This is a genomic window from Tardiphaga sp. 37S4 (genome assembly GCF_021044645.1).
Lineage (GTDB): Bacteria > Pseudomonadota > Alphaproteobacteria > Rhizobiales > Xanthobacteraceae > Tardiphaga > Tardiphaga robiniae.
Genome location: NZ_CP088008.1, coordinates 2983980 through 3008368, shown reverse-complemented (window position 1 = coordinate 3008368; position 24389 = coordinate 2983980). Strand labels below are relative to the sequence as shown.

The window sequence follows — 24389 nt, the reverse complement described above, 5'->3', positions numbered from 1 at the left end:
GGCACCAGGATATAAATCAGCTCCAATCAAAGATTGGGATCCATGCATCCATTCGCCTGATGATCTTAATACAAAATACGCGAGTTGCCGTATTTTTACATATGGCCGCTGAGGCTCAGGACTCATTGAATCCAGGCGCTCGACCGCACTCAACCCGGCTTGCCGACGAAGAAGGGCCGCGTCGGGACGATGACCCACGACTACAAACGGCACGACCACCCTGTTTGCGGCCCTGAATATCCTCGACGGCACCGTTATCGGCCGCAATATGCAGCCCCCGCCGGCACCAGGAGTTCATCCGCTTCCTCAACACCATCGAGGGCCAGGTGCCGGCACGAAGGCGATCCACGCCATCATCGACAACTACGCCAACCACAAACATCCCAAGCTGCAAGAATGGCTGGCCCGGCATCCCGCTGGACGTTCCACTTCACACCAACCTCGGCATCATGGCTCAACGCTGTCGAAGGCTTCTTCGCAAAGCTTGCGAGACGCCGCCTCAAACGCGGCGTGTTCCGATCCGTCGATGATCTCAAAGCCGTCATCGATCGCTTCGTTATCGAAACCAACGCCGATCCAAAGCCCTTTGTCTGGACGGCCAATCCCAAACTCGTCCTCGACGCTATCAAAAGGGAAAGCGTCAATCCACTAGTGCAGCCGTTGCCGCGGCCGGCGTCTATTCGGTGGGCAACACCGCCTGGATATTCCGACCCGTGCGTTCGATATGCTCGCGCAGAATCCGTGTTGCATCGCGCGTGCGCCGCTCGATCATCGCATGGGCCATGGCTGTGTGTTCTGCAGGCACATCGCGATCCGGCTGATGCTTCTTCAGGAAGATGCGACGATAGCGATCGCTCTGGTCGTGCAGCGTCGCACAGAACTGCCGCAGCAGCGGCATCTGGCATGCTGAGATCAGTTCGGCATGGAAGGCGCGATGCGCAATCTCCCAGGCTTCCTGTTCAGCGGCCGAGCGTGAGCCGCGCTTGCAGCGGCTGAGCTGATGCAGCGAGCCGAGCACGCGTCCTTCCCAGGCGACATCGCCGTGTTCGATGGCTTCCTTGACGGCGAGGCCTTCGAGTTCGACGCGTAGCCGGATGATCTCGGCGAGATTGCTCGCCGAGACCGGCGTGACGCGATAGCCACGCTGGTCGATCAGCGCGACGAGTCCGTCGTTCTCCAGACGACACAGCGCTTCGCGCAGCGGGCTGAGGCTGACGCCGAAGACGGTGCGCAGGCGATCAAGATTGAGTTTGCTGCCCGGCAGCAGGTCGCCGCGCATGATCGAATCCCGCAAGCGGGCGACGAGCGTGGTGGACAATGTGGTCGGGATCGCGCCGGCCGTAGTGGTGTGTGCGGTGCTCATGATGCCTGTCCGATGCTCTCGAAACCGTAAAGCGAAGCCGGATTATCCACCAGTGCCAATTGCTGCGCTTTGGGATCCGGCAGCCAGAGCGGGATGAGATCGACGAGGTCGCCATCGTTCGGCATCGCGACCGGGCAGATCGGATGTGGCCAGTTGCTGCCCCAGAGGATGCGGTCGGGACGCGCTTCGACCACGCGCGCGATCATCGGCAGCATGTCGCGATGCGGATAGGACTCCGCAGAGAGGCGATACAGGCTGGCGAGCTTGATCCAGCAGCGGTCGGTGTCGAGCAATCGCAGCAAGGTTCGGAACGGTTCGGAGTCGACGCCTTCTGCAGCGCTGATCCGGGCGAGGTGATCCAGCACGAACGGACTGCGGACCTGCATCAGTTGAGGCGCGACATCGACGAGTTCGCTCGCTTTGTTGAAATGCAGCACGAGATGCCAGCCGAGATCGAAGGTCTCGTCCGCGAGACCCGCTAGATGCGCAAAGGATGCGCCGCCGCTGACGACGGTGGACATCCGGCAGCCGCGCATGCCGCGGAGGTGCATGTCTTCGAGCTCCTGCTGCGGCAGGCCCGACGGGATCACGGCCACCCCGCGCAGTCGTCGCGGATTGAGGTCGAGGGCCGCGAGGGTCGCACTATTGTCGGTGCCATGAGCGCCGCCATGCACGATGACGGCGCGGTCGATCCCGAGCGTTTCGTGGAGCTGCATCAGGTCGTCATAGGTGCAGTCTTCGGGCGTGTAGCTGCGCTGTTCGCTGAACGGAAATTCGACCTGCGGGCCGAAGACGTGGACATGGGTATCGCAGGCACCACGCGGCATCACGAATGCCGGCCGCTTCGGATGGCGATCGGGGCCGGGGCAGGGCTTCGGTGGGGCGCCAGGCGTATGCGCACTCATCGTGGCAACTCCCTTCAAATAAGCGATCTTTGTTCGCTGAAAATAAACGGTGGCAATCAGCCGATTTGACGACAGCCTTAAGTAGTGCCAACATAAAATCGACGAAGCAAGAAAAATCGATTATTTGGAGGTTCGCATGCGGCACGTGGTTTCTGCACTGGTGGCTCTGGTCATGGTTTCGCTGGTCGGCCAGGTTGCCCATGCAGGGTTTCCCGAACGCGGCATCAAGATCGTGGTGCCGTTTCCCGCCGGCGGATCGAACGACGTCGTTGCCCGCTTGCTTGGCACCAAGCTGCAGGAGCTCTGGGGACAGCCGGTGGTGATCGACAACCGTGCCGGCGGCGGCGGAAACATTGGCGCGGATGCCGTCGTGCGCTCGCCCGCCGATGGCTATACGTTGCTGCTGACGGCGCCCGGACCGCTCGCGGTCAATCAGTCGCTCTACGCGCAACTCCCCTTCAATCCCGCGCAGGATTTCACGCCGGTAGCGTTGATCGCGTCGGTTCCGATCGTGCTGGCGGTCAATCCGGGCGTGAAGGCGACGACGGTGGCGGAGCTGATCGCGCTCGCCAAGGCATCGCCGGGCAAACTCAATTTCGGCTCGTCCGGCCTGGGATCAACCAATCATCTGGCCGGCGAGCTGCTGAAGGCGCGCGCCGGCATCGATATCGTCCATGTGCCGTATCGCGGCGCGGCGCCGGCGATGAATGACCTGATCGCCGGTCAGATTCCGATGATGTTCGACAACATGCCGGCTATTCGTCCGCAGGTTCAGGGCGGCACGATCCGCGCGATTGCCGTGGCCGGCGCAGCACGTTCGCCTCTGTTCCCGGAGCTGCCGACCATGGCGGAGGCGGGTGTCGCGAATTTCGAGGCGTCGTCATGGTTTGGCCTCGTCGCGCCGGCCAAGATGCCGCCGGATGTGACGAAGGTGCTGATCGACGGGGTGACCAAGGTGCTGAAGGACCCCGACATGGTGAAGCGTCTCGCCGATGTCGGCGCCGAGCCCGGCACATTGTCAGGCGACGCGTTCGCGGCGTTTCTGCGCACGGAGTCTGATAAGTGGGGGCAAGTGGTCAAGACGGCGGGTGCCAAGGTCGAGTAGGAACCTCGGGCCGCAATCGATTTGAAAACGGGAATCACATGACGAAGAAAATTGCTGAACTCGACGAGCTGAAGTCCCGCTACGAGACCATGATTGGCTTCACGCCGCCGAAGATCGCGAAGCGGCTCGAACTCGGCATGCGCGTCGATCCCGCTCTGGTCACGGCGCTGGAGGACTGGCGGATTGCGGCGTTGACGCCGGATGCGCTGGACCAGAAGACCGTGCAATTGATGTCGTTCGCGATCCTGCTGGTCCAGACGTCCGAAGCTGCTGCCAATCACGCAAAGGCTGCGATCAAGGCCGGCGCCACGCTTGAGGAACTGCACGCAAGTGCAGGAATCGCGGCGCTGTTCCGCGGCGTTGCAGCCTTCAACATGGCCGGCGAAATCCTGGCCGGTCTGTTCCCGGAGACGGGTCAAAAGACCGGCGGTTGATACCGCCGCTGCATCTGCCGATATCGGGGTGATTCAGGCGCGGTTTTCCCTGCGTCACCCCGCCACACCTGCATCTCCCAGATTACCAAACCTTAATTCCCCTGCCAGCCCGCGGTAAGGTGGAAACCTCCATCTTCAGATCACACAAGGCGCCTTGCCCCCGCGCCGTTGCTCTGGAGATTTTCTCGATGTCCGACCGCCCCAACGATTTTTCCGAATTGCCGTCCTACAAGGCGTCCCGCCGTTCGCTGTTCTCTGCGCGTAAATTCGCGCTGATGGCGTCGGTTGTTGCGGGCGTTGGTGTTGCCGCTTATGGCCTGTCGCCCTCCAACGGTCCGGTCGACATCTTCACCACCACTGCGCACGCGCAGGTCGACAAGCAGGTCAAGTCGCAGGCCGCGCAGCCGGTCGGCTTCGCCGATATCGTCGAGCGCGTGAAGCCATCGGTGATCTCGGTCAAGGTCAACATGAAGGAAAAGGTCGCATCGAAGGATGACGACAACAACGGCGACTCGCCGTTCCAGCCGGGCTCCCCGATGGAGCGCTTCTTCAAGCGCTTCGGCCAGGACGGCGTGCCCCCGGGCATGCGCGGTGGTCCGCGCGGCGGCGGCCGTGGCGTCGTGAGCGGTCAGGGCTCGGGCTTCTTCATCTCGGCTGACGGTTTCGCCGTAACCAACAATCACGTGGTCGATGGCGCCGACAAGGTCGAGGTCTCGACCGACGACGGCAAGACCTATTCGGCCAAGGTGATCGGCACCGATCCGCGCACCGATCTGGCGCTGATCAAGGTCGAGGGCCGCACCGATTTCCCGTTCGCCAAGCTTGCCGACGGCAAGCCGCGGATCGGCGACTGGGTGCTGGCAGTCGGCAACCCGTTCGGACTCGGCGGCACCGTGACCGCAGGCATCGTCTCGGCCTCGGGTCGCGACATCGGCAGCGGTCCGTATGACGATTTCATCCAGATCGATGCGCCCGTGAACAAGGGCAATTCGGGTGGTCCGGCTTTCGATACGTCGGGCGAAGTGATGGGCGTCAACACCGCGATCTATTCGCCTTCGGGCGGCAGCGTCGGCATCGCGTTCTCGATCCCGGCCTCGACCGTGAAGACGGTGGTGGCGCAGCTCAAGGACAAGGGTTCGGTCTCGCGTGGCTGGATCGGCGTGCAGATTCAGCCGGTGACCCAGGATATCGCTGACAGTCTCGGCCTGAAGAAGGCGGAAGGTGCGCTGGTCGCCGAGCCGCAGGCCGATGGTCCGGCAGCCAAGGCCGGCATCAAGTCGGGTGACGTCATCACCGCGGTGAATGGCACGCCGGTGAAGGATGCACGCGAACTCGCCCGCACCATTGGCGGCTTCGCGCCGGGCAACACGGTGAAGATCAACGTGCTGCACAAGGGGGAGGACAAGGTTCTGTCCATGACCCTCGGCCAGTTGCCGAACACGGTAGAGGCGAAGGCCGATGTCGATAGCGGTGACAAGGGATCGTCATCGCGCGGCAGCGACGTGCCGCGGCTCGGCCTCACGGTCTCGCCCGCGAGCAGTGTCGCCGGTGCCGGCAAGGACGGCGTGGTCGTGACCGGCGTCGATCCGAAGAGTGCCGCTGCCGAGCGTGGCTTTAAGGAAGGCGACGTCATTCTCGAAGTCGCCGGCAAGAGCGTGACCAATCCCGGCGATGTGCGCGAGGCGATTGTCGCCGCGCACAACGACAACAAGAACAGCGTGCTGATCAGGGTTCGCTCGAACGGCTCCTCGAAGTTCGTGGCCGTTCCCCTCGCGAAGAGCTGATCACCGCACATGAACGGAGAGTGTCGCCGGCATAGTCGCCCCCGCTGACGGCTCTTTCCAGGGGGCGAGCCACAAACTCGCTCCCGCTGCTTCCTTTCGATGGAAAACGCCCCCCTCCGTTGAAAGGCCAATGGGCGGTGAAGTTTCCCCCAGCTTCACCGCCTATTCTTCTTTCTGCCCCGAAGGATAACCGGCGGGCATTCCGCCGCCTTGCATGAAAGCCCGGTGCGCGCCATGGTGACCGAGACTCACAAGATCCACAGCGAATCCGATCCCCAGATGCGTCTGCTCATCATCGAAGACGACCGCGAATCCGCCGACTATCTGGTCAAGGCTTTCCGTGAGGTCGGCCATGTCGCCGATCACGCCAGCGATGGCGAGGAAGGTTTCGCGCTCGCCGATTCCGGCGATTACGACGTGCTGGTGGTCGATCGCATGTTGCCGAAGCGCGATGGTCTCTCCGTCATCGGCGGCCTGCGCGACAAGGGTAACCGGACGCCGGCGCTGATCCTCTCGGCGCTGGGCCAGGTCGACGACCGCATCAAGGGCCTGCGCGCCGGCGGCGACGACTATCTGCCGAAGCCTTATTCATTCGCTGAGCTGCTCGCGCGCGTCGAAGTGCTGTCGCGCCGCCAGGGCGGTCCCGCTGAAGAAACGACCTATCGCGTCGGTGATCTCGAGCTCGACCGGCTGTCGCATGGCGTGACGCGCGGTGGCCAGGAACTGATCCTGCAGCCCCGCGAATTCCGGCTGCTCGAATATCTCATGAAACATGCCGGGCAGGTGGTCACCCGCACCATGCTGCTGGAAAACGTCTGGGATTATCATTTCGATCCGCAGACCAACGTGATCGATGTCCATATCTCGCGCCTGCGCTCGAAGATCGACAAGGGCTTTGAGCGTCCGCTGCTGCACACCATTCGCGGCGCCGGCTATATGGTCCGCGACGGCATGAAGTGAGCCAAATCTAGGTTCAGTTAGAAGATTGAGGCTTTACGCGGTCATTGCTGATCGTCATCGCGTCAATCGTCCCGGACTGCGAAAGTGATTGATCTCAATTGACGGGCGGGTGCGCGGGGGCTGCTCCGGCGACTGACCGTTCGGGAACCGACGCGCAGCGCGAGCCTTTAATGACCATCAGCGCCGTGCCCACGACGAGACCCGTGAAGAGCAGGTAGGTGAGAGACATGTTCTCCCCTGCATCTGCCAGCAGCAGGTAAGCGAACAGTCCTGCAGTCGATGCGGCGTAGCCGAGCCATGCAAGTTTCGGAAAGCGGAAGCCGCTCTCATCGCGCGAGAGGTCGAGCACCAGGTATATGGCCAGCAATGTGTTGCACAGCGCCGCGGGGAGCAGACCCATCACGATCTCGCGTTCGAATCCGAGATAGGACAGCACGCCGGAGATTTGAGCGATCACCGGGAACGGCAGGTAACGCGCATTGAGACAGGCGAGCCCGATGGACGCGACTTCGAATGCAAAGAAGTAACGATCGTGCATCTTCGGAAGCAGGTAGGGCATGATCATCAGAGATGCGCATGCGACAAGCAAAATGAACTCTGGGCCTTCTCGCTTGGACCGCGCGAGCAAGGCTGCCAGAGCCAGCCCGCCGAGCGCCGCCAATGCGAGCCCGATGGCGACACCCATCTGGTAGGGAAGACTCCCTGCGAACACCCAGATATTCGCGGCGTTCATGGTGAGGCGGTGGAACGTCTCAGCCTGCTCCATGTAGATGCTGAACACCGAGGCGATGGGTCTGCCGGCGACAACCACAGGAACGGCGAGGGCTGCATAGACCACGGGAACGGCGGCGAGCCATGCCCAGTGAATCTTGTCACGCAACATCATGCCAAGGACGAACGGCCCCAGGAATACGCCTTGGGCCTTCACCGCGACTGCGACCGCGAATGGCAAAATGCCGTTCCGATGCTGCATGAATGCCGCTATCGAAACGAGCGTGAAGAATGTCCAGATCGAGTCGGCCTGGCCCCACACCGCGCCGTTGAAGATCACTGTCGGCGCAAGCCAGACACAGCAAAAGGCAACGCACGCGCGCGATGGCGCCTTATTCGCCGACCACACGATCAGAGCTACCACGATCGCGCAGCCGAACTCGAATACGAACGAGATCGCCTTCACCAGAGTGAGGGGCTGGCCCAGCCCATCGAATTGCGCCGTGATCAACAACAGGTAACTGTAGAACGGCGTGTAGTTGGTGAAGGCCTCGCTAAGCCCGTCGATACCGCGGTCGCGCGCGAATATGTACCAGGGGATCAGGTATCGAACGGCGTCAGTGGTGGCATGCTCCCGAGCGAGGAAGCGGAGCAGGAAGCCTAGAAGAACGCATCCGATCACGATCAAGGAAACAGAAAGCCGCCGGCTATCCAACCGTCGAGCAAGCTTCTGCATCAACCTCAGTTCCTCCCCCAAGCTACTTCATCTACTGCCCGATGGCGGTATTTGGTAGCATCAATCGGCCGAGTTGCCGATGTCATTCTGGTTGTCGTCGGCCTCCAACCGGATCTGCCAATATCCATGGAGCTTTATCCTCTTCACCCATAACTAAGGAGATTAGGCAGGTTTACCCGTGATTCCCACACTTTCGCGCTCAATCAGGTCGCCGGCGAAGCTATGGCAGCGGGCGAGGTTGCCTTACGACAATCGTGACATTCTCCCGGAACCTGATTCTAATAAAGATACAGCGGCGGTCCGTCGCGCCGTCTATGGCTGTTCTTCGTCGAACGGCGCGTTGATCACCAGTTCGACGACGGAGCTTGCCTTGTAGCCCGCCACGAAACGTTCGCCGAAATCGCGAATGAAGTTGTCGTAAGTGGTGCCGGGTTGGGTCCGGGCGATATGGCAGAAGCAGCGAGTCATTTTCTGCTTCATTCCCAAACGTGGAAATTCCGCGACAATCGCCGCAACGTCGCTCGGCGGAATAAGGTCATACTGCAGGCCGACGACATCGAAGCAGATGCCGGCGGTGCAGAGCGCGACTTCGGCTTCCTTGAACAGCCCAATCGACGGCGTGGAATTGAGCGCAACGCTATCCCAGATCAACTGTGCACGGCTTCGGTCGAAGCCATGCTCCCGTGCAAAGAGACGCGCGAGGTCGGCGCCTTCTACTTCGAAGCGACGCGGTCCGGCGAAGCGTTCATTGAGCGTGATGTCATGCAGTAGTGCTGCGACGGCGAGAACCTCGCCGTCGTGCTCGATGTTCTGCAGTTGAGCGAGCCGCACCGCAAACAACCATGACCTGACGACATGGTTGAACAGGTATGGTTCGCAACTGTTCCGGGCGTGGTCGATCGCGCTGGCGATGATGGCCGTATCGGGGACGGTCACTCCCGCCAGTTGCCTGTCATTGATCTGTTGCATGTTCGTCGCCTCGCTCTACCGGACCGTGAAGGTTGCCTGTGCTAGCTCTTCAGGAATTTCAGCAGCTCGGCATTGACCTGATCTGCATGGGTCGCCGTGATGCCGTGCGGTGCGCCGGGATAATAGACATCCTTGGCACCCTTGATCAGCTTGGCTGATTTCACTGCGGAATCCTTCACGGGCACGATCTGATCGTCCTCGCCATGCAGGACGAGGGTGGGGATGTCGAACTTCTTCAGGTCTTCCGTGAAATCCGTCTCCGAGAACGCCTTCACGCTCTCATAGGCATTCTTCGCGCCGGCCTGCATGCTCCACAGCCAGAACTGATCCAGCGTGCCCTGCGAGACTTTCGCGCCGGGCCGGTTGGCGCCGTAAAAGGCGATCGCCAGATCCTTGTAGTATTGTGACCGATCTCCGGCCACACCTGCGCGGATGCCGTCGAACACCTCGATCGGCAGTCCCTCCGGATTGGCTGGTGTCTTCAGCATGATCGGTGGCACCGCCGCGATCAGCACCGCCTTCTTCACGCGCTTGGTGCCGTGGCGGCCGATGTAGCGTGCGACTTCGCCGCCGCCGGTGGAATGGCCGACCAGCGTCGCGTCCTTCAGATCGAGCGTCTCGATGACTGCGGCGAGATCGTCGGCATAACCGTTCATGTCATTGTTGTTCGAGGCCTGGCTGGAGCGGCCATGACCGCGGCGGTCATGGGCGACGACACGGTAACCATGCTGGGCGAGAAACAGCATCTGGCCGTCCCACGCGTCCGCGTTGAGCGGCCAGCCATGGGAGAAGGTAACGACCGGGCCCTTGCCCCAGTCCTTGTAATAGATTTCGGTGCCGTCCTTTGTGGTGATGGTGCTCATGGTGCGATGTCCTTTGTGAGCGTGAGGTTTGGTTGGCTTGTCGCCGGCCTTGCCCTCGGCGATCGAGGGCAAGCCGGCAGTGATCGCGGTGATGGCGGCAGCTGCGAGCAGATCGCGGCGGGAGGGTGTCGAGCGCGGAACGTCGTCGGTCATGGTCGGTCCTTGGTTGGCGGAGAGGCAGCTTGCGTCGATCAGCCCTTGAGCCAGTCGTCGAGATTTATCGCTCCGATGCGCGCGCCGGCATCGGGCGTCAGGGAGCGGTCATTGATCGGCGTGCCGAAATAACCCACGTGGATGTCGGCGATGACCTGGCGTGGGTCCCGCTTTGCCGTCAGATATTTGCGCCCGAGTGCGTCGAGCGGGAGCGGTTCGGGCCCGGCCACCTCGACTACGCCGTTCACCGGGGTGCCCAGGGCCAGGTCCACCATGGCGGCTGCCACGTCCGCAGATGCGATGGGCTGGATCAGGGCCGGCGCCAGGCGAATCACGTCGCCGTCCACGCCGCCTTGCACGATGGCGGGGATGAATTCGAAGAACTGCGTCGCCCGCAGGATCGTGTAGGGCATTCCAGACGCCTTGATGAGATCCTCCTGGGCCAGCTTGGCACGGAAATAGCCGCTGGCTTGAAGGCGCTCGGTCCCGACCACAGACAGGGCCAGATGATGCTGGACGTCTGCGGCCTTTTCCGCCGCGAGCAGGTTGCGGGTGGATGTCTGGAAGAATTCCATCACCGGCCCGTCCTCGAATGATGGTGAATTCGCCACGTCGATGACGACGTTTGTCCCGGACATGGCCTCGGCCAGTCCTTCCCGCGTCAGCGTGTTGACGCCCGTCGACGGCGAGGCGGCGAGGACCTTGTGGCCCAGCTTCCTCAAGCCGCTCACGACCTGCGTACCGATGAGGCCGCTACCTCCGATGACGACGATTTTCATGATATTTTCTCCCTTTCACACGGTGACGATCGTGTGGGCGGACCATGCGCCGCGGCGCACGGGAAGACTTTGCCGCAATCTTCGTTTTCTCTTGAGTTTCGCTTGGATGTTCGTTCAGAAAGGGCCGGCTGGCACGTCACCGCCGATGGCGCGCGACAGGCCAGTTGTGGGGTCGGTTCTGTTGCCTCCTGAAGGTCTTGACGGTTCATTGCCGCCGGCCGAAAACGCAGGCAGTCATGGAGCGCCGAGTGCCGTATCTGTTCGCAGGCTATGTCCTCGATCCCGACCGCAGAGAGTTGTCGCATGGCAGCGACAAGGTGGCTATCACGCCGCAGGCGTTCGACCTGCTGCTGCATCTGGTGAAGAACCGCGACCACGTCGTCAGCAAGGATGCCCTTCTCGATGCCGTGTGGGCGGGACGGATCGTGTCCGAATCGACGCTGGCCAGTCACATCAATGCGGTACGCAAGGCGCTGGGCGATAGCGGCGACGAACAGCGGCTGCTGAAGACGGTGGCGCGCAAGGGCTTTCGTTTCGTCGGCGATGTGACCGAGACGGCAATGCCGGCGCAGTCTGACGCGGCGGTTGCCGATCACGCCACATCGACGGCGAATCCGAACGCCGCGCTGACGTTGCCCGATCGGCCGTCGATCGCAGTATTGCCGTTCCTCAATCTGAGCGGCGATCCGCAGCAGGACTATTTCGTCGATGGCATGGTCGAGGACATCATCCTCGCACTGTCGCGGCTTCGCTGGCTGTTCGTCATCGCCCGCAATTCCAGTTTCACGTTTAAAGGCCGTGCCGTGGACGTCCGCGAGGTCGGGCGCGAACTTGGCGTGCGCTATGTACTGGAAGGCAGCGTGCGCCGTGTGGCGAATCGCGTGCGCATCACCGGACAGCTCGTCGATACCACCACGGGCATGCATCTGTGGGGCGAGCGCTTCGAGAGTGTCGTCGATGACATCTTCGATCTGCAGGACCAGGTCACGGAAAGCGTCGTGGGCGCCATCGCGCCGCAGCTTGAATTTGCCGAGATCGAACGCGCCAAGCGGAAACCGACTGAAAGCCTCGACGCCTACGATTACTACCTGCGCGGACTGGCGAATTTTCATGTGTCGACGCGCGATGGAATCGATGCAGCATTGGCGAATTTCTACAAAGCCATCGAGCTCGATCCCGACTTCGCTGCGGCCTATGGGATGGCTGCGGGATGCTTCTACTGGCGCAAGATGAATCGCTGGCTTTCCGATCGTGTGGCTGACGGGCGCGAAGCGGCGCGGCTTGCCGAGCGCGCCGTCACCCTCGGAAAGAACGACGCGGTAGCGCTGACACGCGGCGGCCATGCCTGGCCGCATTTCGGCGGCGACCTGCATGCCTGCGTCGCCTATGTCGATCGTGCGCTGGTGCTCAATCCCAATCTCTCGACGATCTGGTACCTCGGCGGCTATCAACGCGTTTCGCTCGGCGAACACGACGAGGCCATCGCCTATTTTTCACGCGCCATGCGGCTCAGTCCGCTCGATCCCGAGACATTCCAGATGCATACGGGAATCGCGATGTCGCATCTCTATTCGCGACGCTTTGATACCGCGCTCGATTGCTTGCGGGAGGCGTCGCGCGAGGTGCCGAACATTCTTCGGGTCGCCGCATTCCAGGCCGCTGCGCATGCCCTGGGTGGGCGAATGGAAGAGGCGCGTGAGGCGATGGGCCATGTGCGCCGGCTCGATCCCACATTGCGGCTCAGCAATATTGACGACTGGCTGCTGGTGCGGCGACCGCAGGACTTCGCACTTGCATCGGAAGGCCTGCGAAAAGCCGGCCTTCCGGAGTGAACCTGGCTGAAAGATAAAATTCCCACAGCACGGCGACATTACCAACATCTCATATTCACGCCCTGTTTGTTACAGCTTGCGCCTGCTAGAACAGGGCATGACTTCCAGAACCTTCCATTTCCGCACGTCCCGAGCGTGACCCGTGACGGCTATCGGTAAACTGTTTCGCACGACGGCCTTCCGGTTGACGTTGGCCTATCTGCTGCTGTTCGCGCTGTTTGCAGCATCGCTGCTCGGCTATTTCGCCTGGAATACACACCGGCTGATCAACGATCAGATCACGACCACGGTCGATGACGAAATGACCGAGCTGAGCGATCTGTTCGGGCGGCGCGGCTTGCGGGGAATCGTGGGCGCCATCGAGAACCGGGCGCTGCGTCCTGGCGCCAACCTCTATCTGATCACGACACCGGCGGGCCAATCCATCGCGGGCAATGTGTCCTCACTGGCGCCCGGCGTGATGGCGACCACGGGCTGGTCCGAGACCGCCTATCGCCGGCTCGACGATCCCGACTCGTCCAACCATCGCGCACTGGTGAAGGTAACGCAATTGAGCAGCGGCTTCCGGCTGCTGATCGGCCATGATCTCGAGGAACGTCGGCGCCTGTTCGACATCGTCGGCGATGCCGCGAAGTGGTCGGTGTTGATCGTCGTTGTCCTTGGACTCGGCGGCGGCATCTTCGTCGCCAGCCGCGTGCTGCGGCGGATCGACGCCATGACCGGCACCACCCAGCGCATCATGGCGGGCGATCTCTCCGGTCGTCTGCCGGTCGGACGCAGCGGCGACGAACTCGACCGTCTCGCGGAAAATCTCAACGCCATGCTGGAGCGCATTGAAGCGCTGATGACAGGACTGAAGGAAGTCTCGGACAATATCGCCCATGACCTCAAGACGCCGCTCACGCGGCTGCGCAATCGGGCCGAGGAGGCGCTGGCGCGATCCAGCAACGAGGCCGAATATCGTGCGGCGCTGGAACGCACCATCGAGGAATCCGATGGCCTGATCCGGACCTTCAATGCGCTGCTGATGATCGCACGTGCGGAATCAGGGCAGGCGCGCGGCAATATGGACAATTTCGACGCTGCTGAAGTGGCCGAGGGCATCCACGAGCTCTATGAACCGCTTGCTGAAGACAGCGATCTTACGCTGACCGTCAAGACCGCGGCTGCGCCGCTGCGCGGCAATCGCGAACTGATCAGCCAGGCGCTCGCCAATCTCGTCGAAAACGCCATCAAATATGGCAAACCTGCGATCACGGACGAGAATGCCGATAGCGCAGGCGCTGCGGCTGCCAAGGACATCGTGATCGAGGCGCGGCGCGATGGCGATCAGGTGCTGCTCAGCGTGTCCGATCATGGTCCAGGCATTCCCGAAGCCGATCGGAAACATGCGGTGGAGCGCTTCGTGCGGCTGGAAGCGAGCCGCACATTGCCCGGTTCCGGCCTCGGTCTCAGTCTTGCATCTGCCGTGGCCACGCTGCACGGCGGTGAATTGCAGCTGGGCGACAATCATCCAGGGTTGCGGGTCACGTTGGCGCTGCCGGCAGTGGCCGCCGAAGGCCTTGCGGGTCAAACGGGGAATGTGCCACAGAAGTCGGCATGACCTCAGCCGCAACAGGCGAGGGCCAGCTCCCGCTGGCCGCGCAATTCGTCAGCGGACCGCAGCTGTTCGCCCCCGCCGATGCCGAGCAGCGCTTCGGCGAATGGCTCGCCGATATCGCGCCGGACGATGCCGGCGCGTTTCGTGCGATCACCGACCAATTTCCGCACGTCAAGGCGATCCTGCTCGGCATTGCCGAGGCCTCGCCCTATCTGTTCGATCTGATCCGTGCCGATGCCGGTCGTGCATTGCGGCTGCTGCATTGCGATCCCGATCGCCATCTCACCACTCTGATCGCCGAGACCTCGGCGAATGTCGCTGCCGCCGGTGGCGATCCCGATGTCATGCATCTGCTGCGACGCATGAAATCAGAAGCGGCCTTGTTGATTGCGCTGTGCGACATCGGCGGCGTCTGGCCGGTGATGCGCGTCACGCGGGCGCTGACCGATCTCGCTGTGTCCTCCGTCCAGACGACGGTGCGTTATCTGCTGCGCCAGGACATGGCACGCAAGCGCATCCTGCCGCCGGATCCCGAGAATCCGGAGCAGGGCAGCGGCCTGATTGTGCTGGCGATGGGCAAGATGGGCGCCGGCGAACTGAACTATTCCAGCGACATAGACCTCATCGTTTTCTTCGATCTCGAAGCGCATACGCTGGCCGAGGATATCGAGCCGAATTCATTCTTCGTGCGCATCGCGCAGGGCGTGTCGCGGCTGCTGCAGCAGCGCACCGGCGACGGCTATGTGTTCCGCGTCGATCTGCGGCTGCGACCCGATCCCGCCTCGACGCCGGTAGCGGTCTCGACCGCGTCGGCGCTGCATTACTATGAGCGCGAGGGGCGTACATGGGAGCGCGCGGCAATGATCAAGGCGTTTCCTTGCGCCGGCGATTTCAAGGCCGGCGAGGCGCTGCTGGCCGAGATCGCGCCTTTCGTCTGGCGCAAGCATCTGGATTTCGCCGCGCTGGCCGATGTCCATGACATGAAACGGCAGATGCAGACGTTTCGCGGGCAGAATGAAATCTCCGTCGAGGGCCACAATGTCAAGGTCGGGCGTGGTGGCATCCGCGAGATCGAGTTCTTCGCCCAGACCCAGCAGTTGATTGCCGGCGGACGCCATCCCGAATTGCGCGTGCGGCCGACGCTGGAGGCGCTGAATATTCTCGCTGCCAGCAACTGGATCACCTTCGAGGCGCGCGATGAACTGACGCTCGCCTATGAATTCCTGCGCAGTGTCGAGCATCGGCTGCAGATGGTGGCCGACGAACAGACTCACTCGCTGCCCGACGACGTCGGCGCCATGGAACGCTTTGCGCGCTTCTTCGGCTATGACAGTCGTGAAGCCTTCGCCAGTGATTTGCTCGGGCATCTCAATTGCGTGCAGGGGCATTATGGCCGCCTGTTCGAGGGCGACCCCACCGATAACGTCCATCTTCCGGCGGTCGACTATAAAGCGGGCGCGACGGATCAGCGACTGCTCGAACATTTCACCAAGCTCGGTTTCCGCAAGCCGGCCATGGTGGCGGAGACGGTGCAGCACTGGATGACGGATGATTATCGCGCGCTCAAATATGAGGGCACGCGGCAGGCATTCATGGAATTCGTGCCTTCGCTGATCGTCGGGCTGGCCGATGCCGAGGAGCCAGATCTTGCGGTCGTCGCGTTCGATCGCTTCCTGCAGGCGTTGCAGCGCGGCGGCCGGCTGATCTCGCTGCTCAGCCAGAACCGCGATCTCGTCGCGCTGGTGGCGCTCGTGCTCGGCGCGGCGCCGCGTCTGGGTGACATGCTGGCGCGGCAACCGCAGATCATGGACGGCCTCATCGATCCGCGCTTCTTCGGCGCCATGCCGGACCAGCGCGAATTGTCGACGCGGCTGGCGGCGACCCTCGAAGACGCCAATTCCTATGAAGAGTTTCTCGATCGTCTGAGGCTGTTCGGGCAGGAGAGCCTGTTCCTGATCGGCACGCGCATTCTGTCGGGCACCGTGTCGGCGCAGCAGGCGGGCATCGCTTTCGCCGACGTCGCCGAAGGCATCGCGCATACGCTGCATGGACTGGTGCTCGATCAGTTCGTCGCCCAGCACGGCCGCATCAAGGATCAAGAGACCGCAATCGTCGCGATGGGCAAGCTCGGCAGCCGCGAGATGACGGCGGCGTCGGATCTCGATCTGATTTTGATTTACGACTTCGATCACGACGCGCCGGACTCAGATGGACCGCGCCCGCTGCACGGTGCGCAATATTTCGCGCGGCTGACGCAGCGCCTGATCAGCGCCTTCACCACGCGCACCAATTATGGCGTGCTCTACGAGGTCGATATGCGGCTTCGCCCGTCGGGCCGTGCAGGACCGCTGGCGTCGCGCGTAGATTCCTTCGCTGAATATCAGGAGACCGAGGCCTGGACCTGGGAGCACATGGCACTGACGCGCGCGCGGGTGATTTCGGCGACGCCCGCGTTCCGGGAGAAAATTGAACTGGTCATCCGCGACGTGCTGACGCGTCCGCGTGAAACCACGATCATCGCCAACGATGTTGCCGAGATGCGTCAGGCCATCGCCGAGGAGAAGGGCGAAGACGATATCTGGGACCTGAAACATGCCGCGGGTGGCATGGTCGATATCGAATTCATCGCGCAGTATCTGCAGCTGGTACATGCCGCAGAGAAGCCCGAGATCCTCAGCATCAGCACGCAACAGGTGCTGGAGAACGCGGCGCGGCTGGGCATTCTGTCGCCAGCCGCCGCCGATGTGCTGCGTCCGGCGGTGCGGCTCTATCACGACCTCACGCAGGTGCTGCGGCTGTGTGTGAGCGACAAGTTCAAGCCGGAGACGGCAGGCACGGATCTGTTGCGCATACTCGCACGCGTGAGCAACGAGCCCGACTTCTCCTCGCTGCAAGCGCGGGTGCGCGATATGCAAGCCGACGTGCGGCAGGTGTTCCGCCTGGTTGTGGAAGGCGCAAGTTAGCCTCCTCCTGGAAATTCAAGCTCGGCGAGCCGCAATTTCCAGGAGATCAGTTGCATCGACCGTCCGGTCGAGACGAGCGCGGCGCTATCATTGCTCCGGCTTGACCTTGCCGATCTCGACAACCGTCTTCCAGCGGGCGAGTTCTTTTTCCAGGAAGCTCTGAAATTCCGCGCTCGTATTGGCGACGACCTCGAAGCCGCTGTCGGTCAGCCGCTTCTTGAGATCGGGCGAGGTGAGGGCGGTGGTGATCGATGTTTCGAGCTTGGTCTTCACATCGGCCGGAAGGCCTTTGGGCGCGACGAAGGCCTGCCACGAATAGATATTGAGATCGTCGACGCCGACTTCCTTCATCGTTGGCGTCTGCGGGAATGAATCAGAGCGCGCGTCACTGGTAACGGCCAGAATTTTCATCTTGCCGCCTCGGATGTAGTTGGCGACTGCGCCGAGATTCTGGAAGGAGACGTCGACATGTCCGCCCATCAGGTCCGTATGGGCCTGCGAGCCACCCTTGTAGGGCGTGTGGATGCCGGTGGTCCCCGTTTTCTGCCAAAACAACACCGCCGTCAGATGGTCGGACGAGCCCACGCCCGATGAGGCGAACGTGACTTTGTCGGGATTCTTCTTGAGATAGTCGATGAGTTCCTGGACGGTATTGGCCGGGAAATCGGGGCGCGTGATCAGCACGTTGGGATTGCGCACAGCGACACTGAGCAGATCGAAATTCTGGAGCGGGTGATAGCCCGGGTCCTTGTAAAGCACCGGATTGATCGCGATGACCCCGATCGAGCCCACCATCAGAGTGTAGCCATCCGGCTTTGAGCGAGCGAGTTGCGTTGCGCCGATGGAGCCGTTGGCGCCGGGTTTGTTCTCGATGATGAAGGACTGCCCGAAGCTTTCCTGCATCTTCTGCGTCGTCATGCGCGCTGTCGTATCGCTGGCGCCGCCGGCAGTGAAAGGCACGATCACCGTGATGGATTTCGCGGGATAGTCTTGCGCGACTGCCATGCCTGGCACTGTCAGACAGAATGCCGCCACGGCGAGATGGCTCAGTTTCATCGTCGTTTCCTCCACTGGAATGCTTTTGTTTATTGAACAGGCGACAATCTCCGTGTCGCTCTTGTCTTGACGGCTCATCCATCTGCTGAAGAGCAGTGTGGTTCGTGAGTTCGGGAGCTCCCTTCAGTCGGCAACCGCTGGAGTTTTGTTGGTAGATACTTCGCAGATGGCCGCTTTGAAAATTGACAGGTCACACAGGAAAGAACAGCGGTCCCAGTCCAGACCGGCCGTGCCGACGCGCCAATATAGCGACCTGCAACCTTTAGTATAGGTATGGGCAGGGGCCTCCCAAGCGGCCATTTGACGCTTGGGCATCATGCCATGGGCGTTGGCTCGGCCGGGTCAGCGGTAAGCATCGACGCCTAGGCGGCCTCGGAGATTTCCGCTGGCCTGTGTCTGCCGCGGAGCGGGATGGTGACGCAGACCACGGTGCCGGTGCCAAGCTTGGAGCGCAGCTTCATCGATCCGCCATGCAGGTTGGTCAGCGATTTGGCGATAGCGAGGCCGAGGCCCGAGCCGTGATAGGTCTTGGCGAGCTGGCTCTCGACCTGCTCGAACGGGCGTCCCAGACGCTTCAGCGACTGCGGGGCGATGCCGATGCCACTATCGGCGATCATCAGAGCGACGGAGTTGCGCAGCACGCGGCTGCGCACGGTGACACGGCCGCCATCGGGTGTGAACTTCACGGCATTCGAGAGCAGATTGACCAGGATCTGCTTGATGGCGCGGCGGTCGGCCACCACCGGTGCATCAGCCGCGATGTCGGCACTGAGTGTCAGATTCTTGTCGTCGGCGCGGCCGGAGACGACACGCAGAGCTTCGGACAGCGTCTGTCCGAGATCGAGCGGCTCGAGGTCCAGCTGCATACGACCCGCCTCGATCTTCGACATATCGAGAATGTCATTGATGACTTCGAGCAGATAGTGACCGCTGGTGAGAATGTCGTGGCAGTATTCGGCATATTTGTCCGAGCCGAGATTGCCGAACATGCCGCTGCCCATGATTTCCGAGAAGCCGATAATGGCATTCAGCGGCGTGCGCAGTTCGTGGCTCATATTGGCCAGGAATTTCGACTTGGTCTGGTTGGCTTCCTCGGCGCGGTTCTTCTCGTCGGAGTATTTCTGCGCGAGGTCCGCAAGTTCGAGCGCCTGTTTCTCCAGCGCAGCCTGGGAGTGCTTGAGATCGATGACGCTGGCGCGAAGGCGCAGATCGTTGTCGACCAGCTTGTGCTCGTGCTCCTTGATGCGGGTGATGTCGGTTCCGACGGAAACATAGCCGCCGTCCTTGGTGCGGCGTTCGCTGATATGCAGCCAGCTGCCGTCCTCGATCTGCGCTTCGAAGGTACGCGCGCCAGGCGCCGCAGCGCCGGATTCCGCGAGACGCGAGCGGACCTCGGGCATGCTGCCGACTTCGAGCACGGTCTCGTAGGACGTCCCGGGCGACACCGCCGAGTCCGGCAGCTTGTGCAGGCGCTGGAAATGCGAGTTGCAGAGCACCAGGCGATCTTCCGCGTCCCACAGCACGAAGGCTTCGGGAATGGTCTCGATGGCGTCGCGCAGCCGGACGTCGGCCTCGACGGTCTTCTCGGCGAGGCTCTTCTGTTCGGTGACGTCGATGGCGATGCCGATCAGATGCTGGCTGCCATCGTTCTGGCCCTGCGCGAGTTCGCAGCGCAATTGCAGCCAGATCCAGTGGCCGTTGCTGTGCTGCATGCGGAAGGTCTGGTCGATGTGATCGATCTTGAACGAAATCAATTGATCGGCGATCTCGAACAGGTTGATGTCGTCGGATTGTACCAGCGCGTTGACTTCGCCGAAGGTCAGGAGGTCGCTGCGGCTGTCGAGGCCCAGCATGGTGAACATCGACTGCGACCAGAAGATGCGACCGCGCGACAGATCCCAGTCCCACAATCCGCAGCGGCCGCGATTGAGGGCGGTGTCGATGCGGCCGCGTACGGCGTCGTTGATCGCGTCGCCTTCGCGGGCGCGGGTCGATTGCCAGTGGAAGGCGAAACCGAGGATCAGCACCACGAAGCCGGTGGTGGCCGAGAGCGTGATCGACAGTGCGGAGTCCGAGCGCCAGATCGGCTCGTTGTTCTCCTGAATGACGACCACCTGACCCGGCAGCGCCTTGACGATGCGACGGGTGGCCAATGCATGGCTGTTGTCGGGCAACTTCACATCGACAACGTCAGTGCGCTGACCCTGCGCAGCCATGGCCTGTGTCGCACTGAGGACGTCGAGGATACGGTTGGCGTCGCCCGGCGGCAGGTCGATCGGCACGCGCGCGAGAATGCTTTGATCGGCGCCCAGCACGATGACGTGGCGTCCCCCCGCGATCCCCCAGGATGGAATCAAACTGGGCAGCAGGCTCTGCAGGCGCTCGACGGCGGCAGAGCGATCCTGACGGATGGTGCCGTTGCGTTCGAGACGTTCGGCGAGCAGATCGGCGAGCGCCGCGAGATCGCGCTTCATCGATGCCTGCTTCTGCCGGCTCTGATCGACCACCAGCACGAAGGCGCCGAAGAAGATCGTGATGAGAAAAGCGATGATGAGTGTAGGGACAGCTCGGCGAAGTGCCGGCTCTGCGATCAGCAGCCTGTGATAGGCCGGTTTCGCGATAGACTGCGCCAATCCTTTGATCGAATCGGATTGGACGCATGCGTTGTCCGCATGCGCACGCGCCATACCTAAGCCCCCTCGAAGAATCTCGCCCGCGTCGCTCGAAACAACTGCCCCGCCACTTCGAATCGCAAGACCAATAAGAATCCACTTTGCCAGGGCTGTCGAGAGTCAACGAAACGTTAACGTGAAATAAATCGTATCCACCGGAGAATTTCATCACTGTTCGGTACTTGCATGAGTCCGAAACAGGAACGCCGCGCATGAGAATCACGCGCGGCGTTGAAATCAATGACTCGCAGAACGCACGTTACAACGTGACCACGATCTTGCCGAGATGCTTGTTGGCTTCCATGTGGTCGAACGCCGTTCCGATGTCGTCGAATGTGTAGACCTTGTCGATCGGCAGTTTCAGTTGGCCGGCTTCGATAGCGGGCCAGATGTCCGCACGCACCGCGCTGAAGATGTCGCGAATCTCCTGCATCGATCGCGTGCGGAAGGTCACGCCGATATAGTTGATGCGGCGTGCGGCATGGAGATCGAAATTGAAATCGCCATGCGTGCCGCCGAGGCGGCCGACATTGACGATGCGGCCCATCACCTTCGTGGCTTTCATATTCTGGTTGGCGACGGGGCCCGAGATCTGGTCGACGATCAGATCGACGCCGTCGCCGTCCGTGGCTTTGAGCACCTGATCGACCCAGCCGGCATCTTTCGAATCGATGGCGAGGTCGGCGCCGAAGTCCTTTAGTCGGGCGCGACGTGCGGCGTCGGTGGATGAACCGATCACCGTCTTTGCGCCCTTGAGCTTGGCGATCTGCAGCGCCATCAGGCCGACGCCGGAGCTGGCGCCCTGGATCAGGACGGATTGGCCGGGCTGCAGTCCGCCATTCGTCACCAGCGCATTGTGCATCGTGGTGATGGCGACGGGCAGGGTGCAGGCATCCTCGAAGCTCATGCTGGCTGGCATGTGGAACAGCCGGCCGTGATCCGTGACGGCGAATTCGGCAAAGGCCGCACCGCCGGAACCCATCACGCGATCCCCGACCTTGACGCCCTTGGCCTCCGGGCCGAGTTCGGCGATCTCGCCCGCCCACTCCATTCCCAGCACCGTGCCGACGCCGCCGGCAGCACCGTGGACATGGCCTTTGGTCATGCCGAGGTCGGCGCGGTTGAGGCCGCAGGCCTTCACCTTGACCAGCACCTGCGTGCCGGTGGGCGAGGGCTTCGGGGCATCACCGATCGCAGCGCCATTGGCGCCGTAGACATAAGCTTTCATGGCTCTGCTTTCCGTTCCGTCTATTCAGCGGCCTGGCGCTGGCCGCCACCAAGCATGGCTTCGAAGCGTGCGCGGATAATCGTCTCGGCATCATGCATGATGCGCGACACGAGTTCCTGGCAGCTCGGGATGTCGTGGATCAGGCCCTGGACCTGGCCGGCCGACCAGATGCCATCTTCGGCATCGCCGTGCGAATAGACCAGCTTGCCGCGGGCGCCGGCGACAAGTTCCTTGATCTGCTCGAAAGTGGCGCCTTCCTTCTCCATGGCGACGACCTGTTTGCTCACCGCGTTCCTGGCGACGCGCGAGGTGTTGCGCATGGTGCGGAAGATCAGGTCGGTCTCGCACTCGTCATTGGCGACGATGCGCTCCTTCACCAGCTGATGGATCGGGCTTTCCTTGGTGCACATGAAGCGCGTGCCCATATTGATGCCCTCGGCACCAAGCGCGAGCGCGGCGACAAGGCCGCGGCCATCGCCGAAGCCGCCCGAGGCGATCATCGGGATCCTGATCTTGTCGGCTGCGGCCGGGATCAGGATCAGGCCGGGGGTGTCGTCCTCGCCGGGATGACCGGCGCATTCGAAGCCGTCGATGGAGATCGCATCGACGCCCATCCGCTCGGCGGAGAGGCCGTGGCGCACGCTGGTGCATTTATGAATGACCTTGATGCCGTGCTTCTTAAATTCGGTGACGTGTTCCTGCGGCTTGTTGCCGGCAGTCTCGACCACCTTGATCCCGGCCTCGATGATGGCCTGGCGATATTCCGCATAAGGCGGTGGCTTAATGGTCGGCAGGATCGTGAGATTTACGCCGAACGGCTTGTCGGTCATGTCGCGGCAGCGCGCGATTTCCTTGGTGAGGTCTTCCGGCGTCGGCTGGGTCAGTGCGGTGATCAGGCCGAGCGCGCCGGCATTGGCAACTGCGGCGACGAGCTCGGCGCGGCCGACCCACTGCATGCCGCCCTGGACGATCGGGTGTTCGACACCCACGAGCTCGGTGAAGCGCGTCTTGATCATGATTGGTCCTCTGTTCCCTCGCAGGCGCATCGGGTGGGCCCGATGAGGCTTGTTGATCTTTGGGGGGCGGAGGATGCCGTCGCACCGGGTGAATGTCCATCGGACAGCCGGCGGTGCGCCATGCGGATTTGGCGGGGCGAGTGCCTAATTCCTATTGGTGGAATTCGTTATGTAGCTCGCCGATACCTTCGATCGCGATGGTTACGGTGTTGACAGGCTCCTTCATCACGCCGACGCCGACAGGGGTGCCGCAGCAGATCAGATCGCCCGGCAGCAGGGTCATGTCGTGGGAGATTCATCGCGGTGACAATGCGTGTCCTTGGTCCGAGCAGCGGCTGCATCTGTTCGATCACACCGGTGATCGAATGGGCCTTCAGGAAAATGATGACATAATCCTGCTCGCCGAGTTCTGCTGGATCGTCGGTGCAGGGGATATGCACGACGTGTTCTTCTCCTGCTATCAGCAGCTTCAGTCCATTTGCGCGCATCGCCGCAAGATGCGCGCCGCGCGCGACAAGGCTGACATCGGCGCCAGCCCGCGCGAGCTGAACGCCGAGATAGCCGCCGATGGCGTCGGCGCCGTAGATGCAGATCTTCATGAAATGTCACCAAGGCAACGGGCGCGGACAAGGCAAAAGAACTGGCATCACGGACCGCTGGCGGTCCGTGTCGATCCCGGTATGAAACGCGAAGTGAGCTTGAGGCTAGGCCTCAGGCGACCGCTGCATGCGCTTGCGGTGTATCCTCATGATCGAGCGCCCTGCTGATGTCGCGGATGCTGATCACGCCGATCAGCGTGTGATCGTCGATGACCGGGACGTGCCGAATGTGATGCTTGTTCATCAGGTGTCGCACATGTTCGAGCGTGTCGGTCGAGTGGCAGGAAATCAATTCCTGGACCGAGATCATATCCGAGACCTTGCGATTGACGCCGGCGGCGCCGTGTTCGGCGATCGCGCGCACCACGTCGCGTTCCGAGAACATGCCGACAGCGGTGTTGCCCTCGGTGCGGCACACGTCCTTCACGACCAGTGCGCTGATATTGCCCGTCCGGAGTAACTGCGCCGCGATGGCGACGGTCTCGTTCATGCGGACAGTCGCGATACGGGTGCTCTTCCTACGCAGGATATCTCCGACTTGCATGGCAATAACCTCCCTTGGCTGATCGGCTGAGGATCGATCTTGTAGGCGCAAGATTGGTATACGGTATGCCAGTTGTCAACGCGGAAACGAGAATATCGAAGCCCGGTGGTCAAGAAA

18 protein-coding genes and 3 pseudogenes are annotated in these 24389 nt (G+C 62.0%); 8 read left to right on the top strand and 13 right to left on the bottom strand.

What is annotated here, in order from left to right; genetic code table 11:
• Positions 1-129: 129 nt before the first annotated feature.
• Positions 130-633: pseudogene (locus LPB73_RS14625) on the top strand (IS630 family transposase); the annotation flags it as partial.
• A 43-nt stretch (positions 634-676) separates the two neighbouring features.
• On the opposite strand, the gene LPB73_RS14620 reads toward LPB73_RS14625, so the two are convergent.
• The gene (locus tag LPB73_RS14620) at positions 677-1363 is read right to left on the bottom strand and encodes a GntR family transcriptional regulator (RefSeq protein WP_231080983.1); all 687 of its coding nucleotides are present in this window, start codon (positions 1361-1363) and stop codon (positions 677-679) included.
• Complete coding sequence (locus tag LPB73_RS14615) at positions 1360-2268, bottom strand: amidohydrolase family protein (protein WP_231080982.1); 909 nt, start codon at positions 2266-2268, stop codon at positions 1360-1362. Before LPB73_RS14615 ends, LPB73_RS14620 begins: the two co-directional genes overlap by 4 nt.
• A 136-nt stretch (positions 2269-2404) precedes the next feature.
• On the opposite strand from LPB73_RS14615, the gene LPB73_RS14610 reads away from it, so the two are divergent.
• The 4 genes from LPB73_RS14610 (at position 2405) to LPB73_RS14595 (ending at position 6551) form a co-directional block, all read left to right on the top strand.
• Complete coding sequence (locus tag LPB73_RS14610; protein WP_231080981.1) at positions 2405-3373, top strand: Bug family tripartite tricarboxylate transporter substrate binding protein; 969 nt, start codon at positions 2405-2407, stop codon at positions 3371-3373.
• A 38-nt stretch (positions 3374-3411) separates the two neighbouring features.
• Positions 3412-3807, top strand: coding sequence for a carboxymuconolactone decarboxylase family protein (locus LPB73_RS14605; protein ID WP_231080980.1), 396 nt, complete (start codon positions 3412-3414; stop codon positions 3805-3807).
• A 188-nt stretch (positions 3808-3995) separates the two neighbouring features.
• A complete protein-coding gene (locus LPB73_RS14600) occupies positions 3996-5591 on the top strand; it encodes a Do family serine endopeptidase (RefSeq protein ID WP_231080979.1) in 1596 nt (531 codons plus the stop codon).
• A 279-nt stretch (positions 5592-5870) separates the two neighbouring features.
• Positions 5871-6551 carry a response regulator transcription factor gene (locus LPB73_RS14595; protein WP_068730718.1) on the top strand — a complete coding sequence of 227 codons (681 nt, stop codon included), beginning with the start codon at positions 5871-5873 and terminating at the stop codon, positions 6549-6551.
• A 94-nt stretch (positions 6552-6645) separates the two neighbouring features.
• On the opposite strand, the gene LPB73_RS14590 is transcribed toward LPB73_RS14595, so the two are convergent.
• The 4 genes from LPB73_RS14590 to LPB73_RS14575 form a co-directional block, all read right to left on the bottom strand.
• Positions 6646-7998 (bottom strand): hypothetical protein, encoded by a 1353-nt coding sequence (locus LPB73_RS14590; RefSeq protein ID WP_231080978.1) that lies wholly within the window; start codon positions 7996-7998, stop codon positions 6646-6648.
• Positions 7999-8310: 312 nt separating this feature from the next.
• Entirely contained in the window at positions 8311-8967 is a 657-nt protein-coding gene (locus LPB73_RS14585; RefSeq protein WP_175367416.1) for an HD domain-containing protein, read from the bottom strand.
• A 41-nt stretch (positions 8968-9008) separates the two neighbouring features.
• Complete coding sequence (locus LPB73_RS14580) at positions 9009-9983, bottom strand: alpha/beta fold hydrolase (RefSeq protein ID WP_199712083.1); 975 nt, start codon at positions 9981-9983, stop codon at positions 9009-9011.
• Between the two features lie 38 nt (positions 9984-10021).
• A complete protein-coding gene (locus tag LPB73_RS14575; protein WP_231080977.1) occupies positions 10022-10762 on the bottom strand; it encodes an SDR family oxidoreductase in 741 nt (246 codons plus the stop codon).
• Positions 10763-11010: 248 nt separating this feature from the next.
• Here LPB73_RS14575 and LPB73_RS14570 point away from each other — a divergent pair, with 248 nt between their 5' ends.
• From LPB73_RS14570 to LPB73_RS14560, 3 genes are all read left to right on the top strand, one after another.
• Positions 11011-12594: a winged helix-turn-helix domain-containing tetratricopeptide repeat protein gene (locus LPB73_RS14570; RefSeq protein WP_231080976.1), complete on the top strand. Its 1584-nt coding sequence runs from the start codon at positions 11011-11013 to the stop codon at positions 12592-12594.
• A gap of 142 nt (positions 12595-12736) precedes the next feature.
• A complete protein-coding gene (locus LPB73_RS14565) occupies positions 12737-14197 on the top strand; it encodes a sensor histidine kinase (protein WP_231080975.1) in 1461 nt (486 codons plus the stop codon).
• Positions 14194-17157, top strand: coding sequence for a bifunctional [glutamine synthetase] adenylyltransferase/[glutamine synthetase]-adenylyl-L-tyrosine phosphorylase (locus LPB73_RS14560; protein ID WP_231080974.1), 2964 nt, complete (start codon positions 14194-14196; stop codon positions 17155-17157). Before LPB73_RS14565 ends, LPB73_RS14560 begins: the two co-directional genes overlap by 4 nt.
• Positions 17158-17244: 87 nt before the next feature.
• Here the strand turns inward: LPB73_RS14560 and LPB73_RS14555 are convergent, their stop codons facing one another.
• The 7 genes and pseudogenes from LPB73_RS14555 to LPB73_RS14525 form a co-directional block, all read right to left on the bottom strand.
• Entirely contained in the window at positions 17245-18213 is a 969-nt protein-coding gene (locus LPB73_RS14555; protein ID WP_231080973.1) for a Bug family tripartite tricarboxylate transporter substrate binding protein, read from the bottom strand.
• 362 nt (positions 18214-18575) lie between these two features.
• The gene (locus LPB73_RS14550; RefSeq protein ID WP_231080972.1) at positions 18576-20900 is read right to left on the bottom strand and encodes a PAS domain-containing sensor histidine kinase; all 2325 of its coding nucleotides are present in this window, start codon (positions 20898-20900) and stop codon (positions 18576-18578) included.
• 244 nt (positions 20901-21144) lie between these two features.
• On the bottom strand, positions 21145-22113 hold the full coding sequence (locus LPB73_RS14545; protein ID WP_231080971.1) for a zinc-binding dehydrogenase: 969 nt from the start codon (positions 22111-22113) through the stop codon (positions 21145-21147).
• A 20-nt stretch (positions 22114-22133) separates the two neighbouring features.
• The gene (locus tag LPB73_RS14540; protein ID WP_231080970.1) at positions 22134-23129 is read right to left on the bottom strand and encodes an NAD(P)H-dependent flavin oxidoreductase; all 996 of its coding nucleotides are present in this window, start codon (positions 23127-23129) and stop codon (positions 22134-22136) included.
• A gap of 151 nt (positions 23130-23280) precedes the next feature.
• A pseudogene (locus LPB73_RS14535) lies at positions 23281-23424 on the bottom strand (fumarylacetoacetate hydrolase family protein); the annotation flags it as partial.
• Positions 23423-23728 (bottom strand): annotated as a pseudogene (locus LPB73_RS14530) (2-dehydropantoate 2-reductase N-terminal domain-containing protein); the annotation flags it as partial. The pseudogenes LPB73_RS14530 and LPB73_RS14535, both read right to left, overlap by 2 nt.
• Before the next feature lie 112 nt (positions 23729-23840).
• Positions 23841-24272, bottom strand: a complete 432-nt coding sequence (locus LPB73_RS14525; RefSeq protein WP_231080968.1) for a CBS domain-containing protein — start codon at positions 24270-24272, stop codon at positions 23841-23843.
• Between the last annotated feature and the right edge of the window lie 117 nt (positions 24273-24389).

Bases quoted from the DNA above. Each gene is read 5' to 3' on its own strand.
- LPB73_RS14550 (WP_231080972.1), bottom strand. From the start codon at position 20,900: ATGGCGCGTGCGCATGCGGACAACGCATGCGTCCAATCCGATTCGATC.
- LPB73_RS14590 (WP_231080978.1), bottom strand. From the start codon at position 7,998: ATGCAGAAGCTTGCTCGACGGTTGGATAGCCGGCGGCTTTCTGTTTCC.
- LPB73_RS14605 (WP_231080980.1), top strand. From the start codon at position 3,412: ATGACGAAGAAAATTGCTGAACTCGACGAGCTGAAGTCCCGCTACGAG.
- LPB73_RS14555 (WP_231080973.1), bottom strand. From the start codon at position 18,213: ATGAAACTGAGCCATCTCGCCGTGGCGGCATTCTGTCTGACAGTGCCA.
- LPB73_RS14595 (WP_068730718.1), top strand. From the start codon at position 5,871: ATGCGTCTGCTCATCATCGAAGACGACCGCGAATCCGCCGACTATCTG.
- LPB73_RS14540 (WP_231080970.1), bottom strand. From the start codon at position 23,129: ATGATCAAGACGCGCTTCACCGAGCTCGTGGGTGTCGAACACCCGATC.
- LPB73_RS14560 (WP_231080974.1), top strand. From the start codon at position 14,194: ATGACCTCAGCCGCAACAGGCGAGGGCCAGCTCCCGCTGGCCGCGCAA.
- LPB73_RS14610 (WP_231080981.1), top strand. From the start codon at position 2,405: ATGCGGCACGTGGTTTCTGCACTGGTGGCTCTGGTCATGGTTTCGCTG.
- LPB73_RS14545 (WP_231080971.1), bottom strand. From the start codon at position 22,113: ATGAAAGCTTATGTCTACGGCGCCAATGGCGCTGCGATCGGTGATGCC.
- LPB73_RS14585 (WP_175367416.1), bottom strand. From the start codon at position 8,967: ATGCAACAGATCAATGACAGGCAACTGGCGGGAGTGACCGTCCCCGAT.
- LPB73_RS14620 (WP_231080983.1), bottom strand. From the start codon at position 1,363: ATGAGCACCGCACACACCACTACGGCCGGCGCGATCCCGACCACATTG.
- LPB73_RS14615 (WP_231080982.1), bottom strand. From the start codon at position 2,268: ATGAGTGCGCATACGCCTGGCGCCCCACCGAAGCCCTGCCCCGGCCCC.
- LPB73_RS14525 (WP_231080968.1), bottom strand. From the start codon at position 24,272: ATGCAAGTCGGAGATATCCTGCGTAGGAAGAGCACCCGTATCGCGACT.
- LPB73_RS14575 (WP_231080977.1), bottom strand. From the start codon at position 10,762: ATGAAAATCGTCGTCATCGGAGGTAGCGGCCTCATCGGTACGCAGGTC.
- LPB73_RS14580 (WP_199712083.1), bottom strand. From the start codon at position 9,983: ATGACCGACGACGTTCCGCGCTCGACACCCTCCCGCCGCGATCTGCTC.
- LPB73_RS14600 (WP_231080979.1), top strand. From the start codon at position 3,996: ATGTCCGACCGCCCCAACGATTTTTCCGAATTGCCGTCCTACAAGGCG.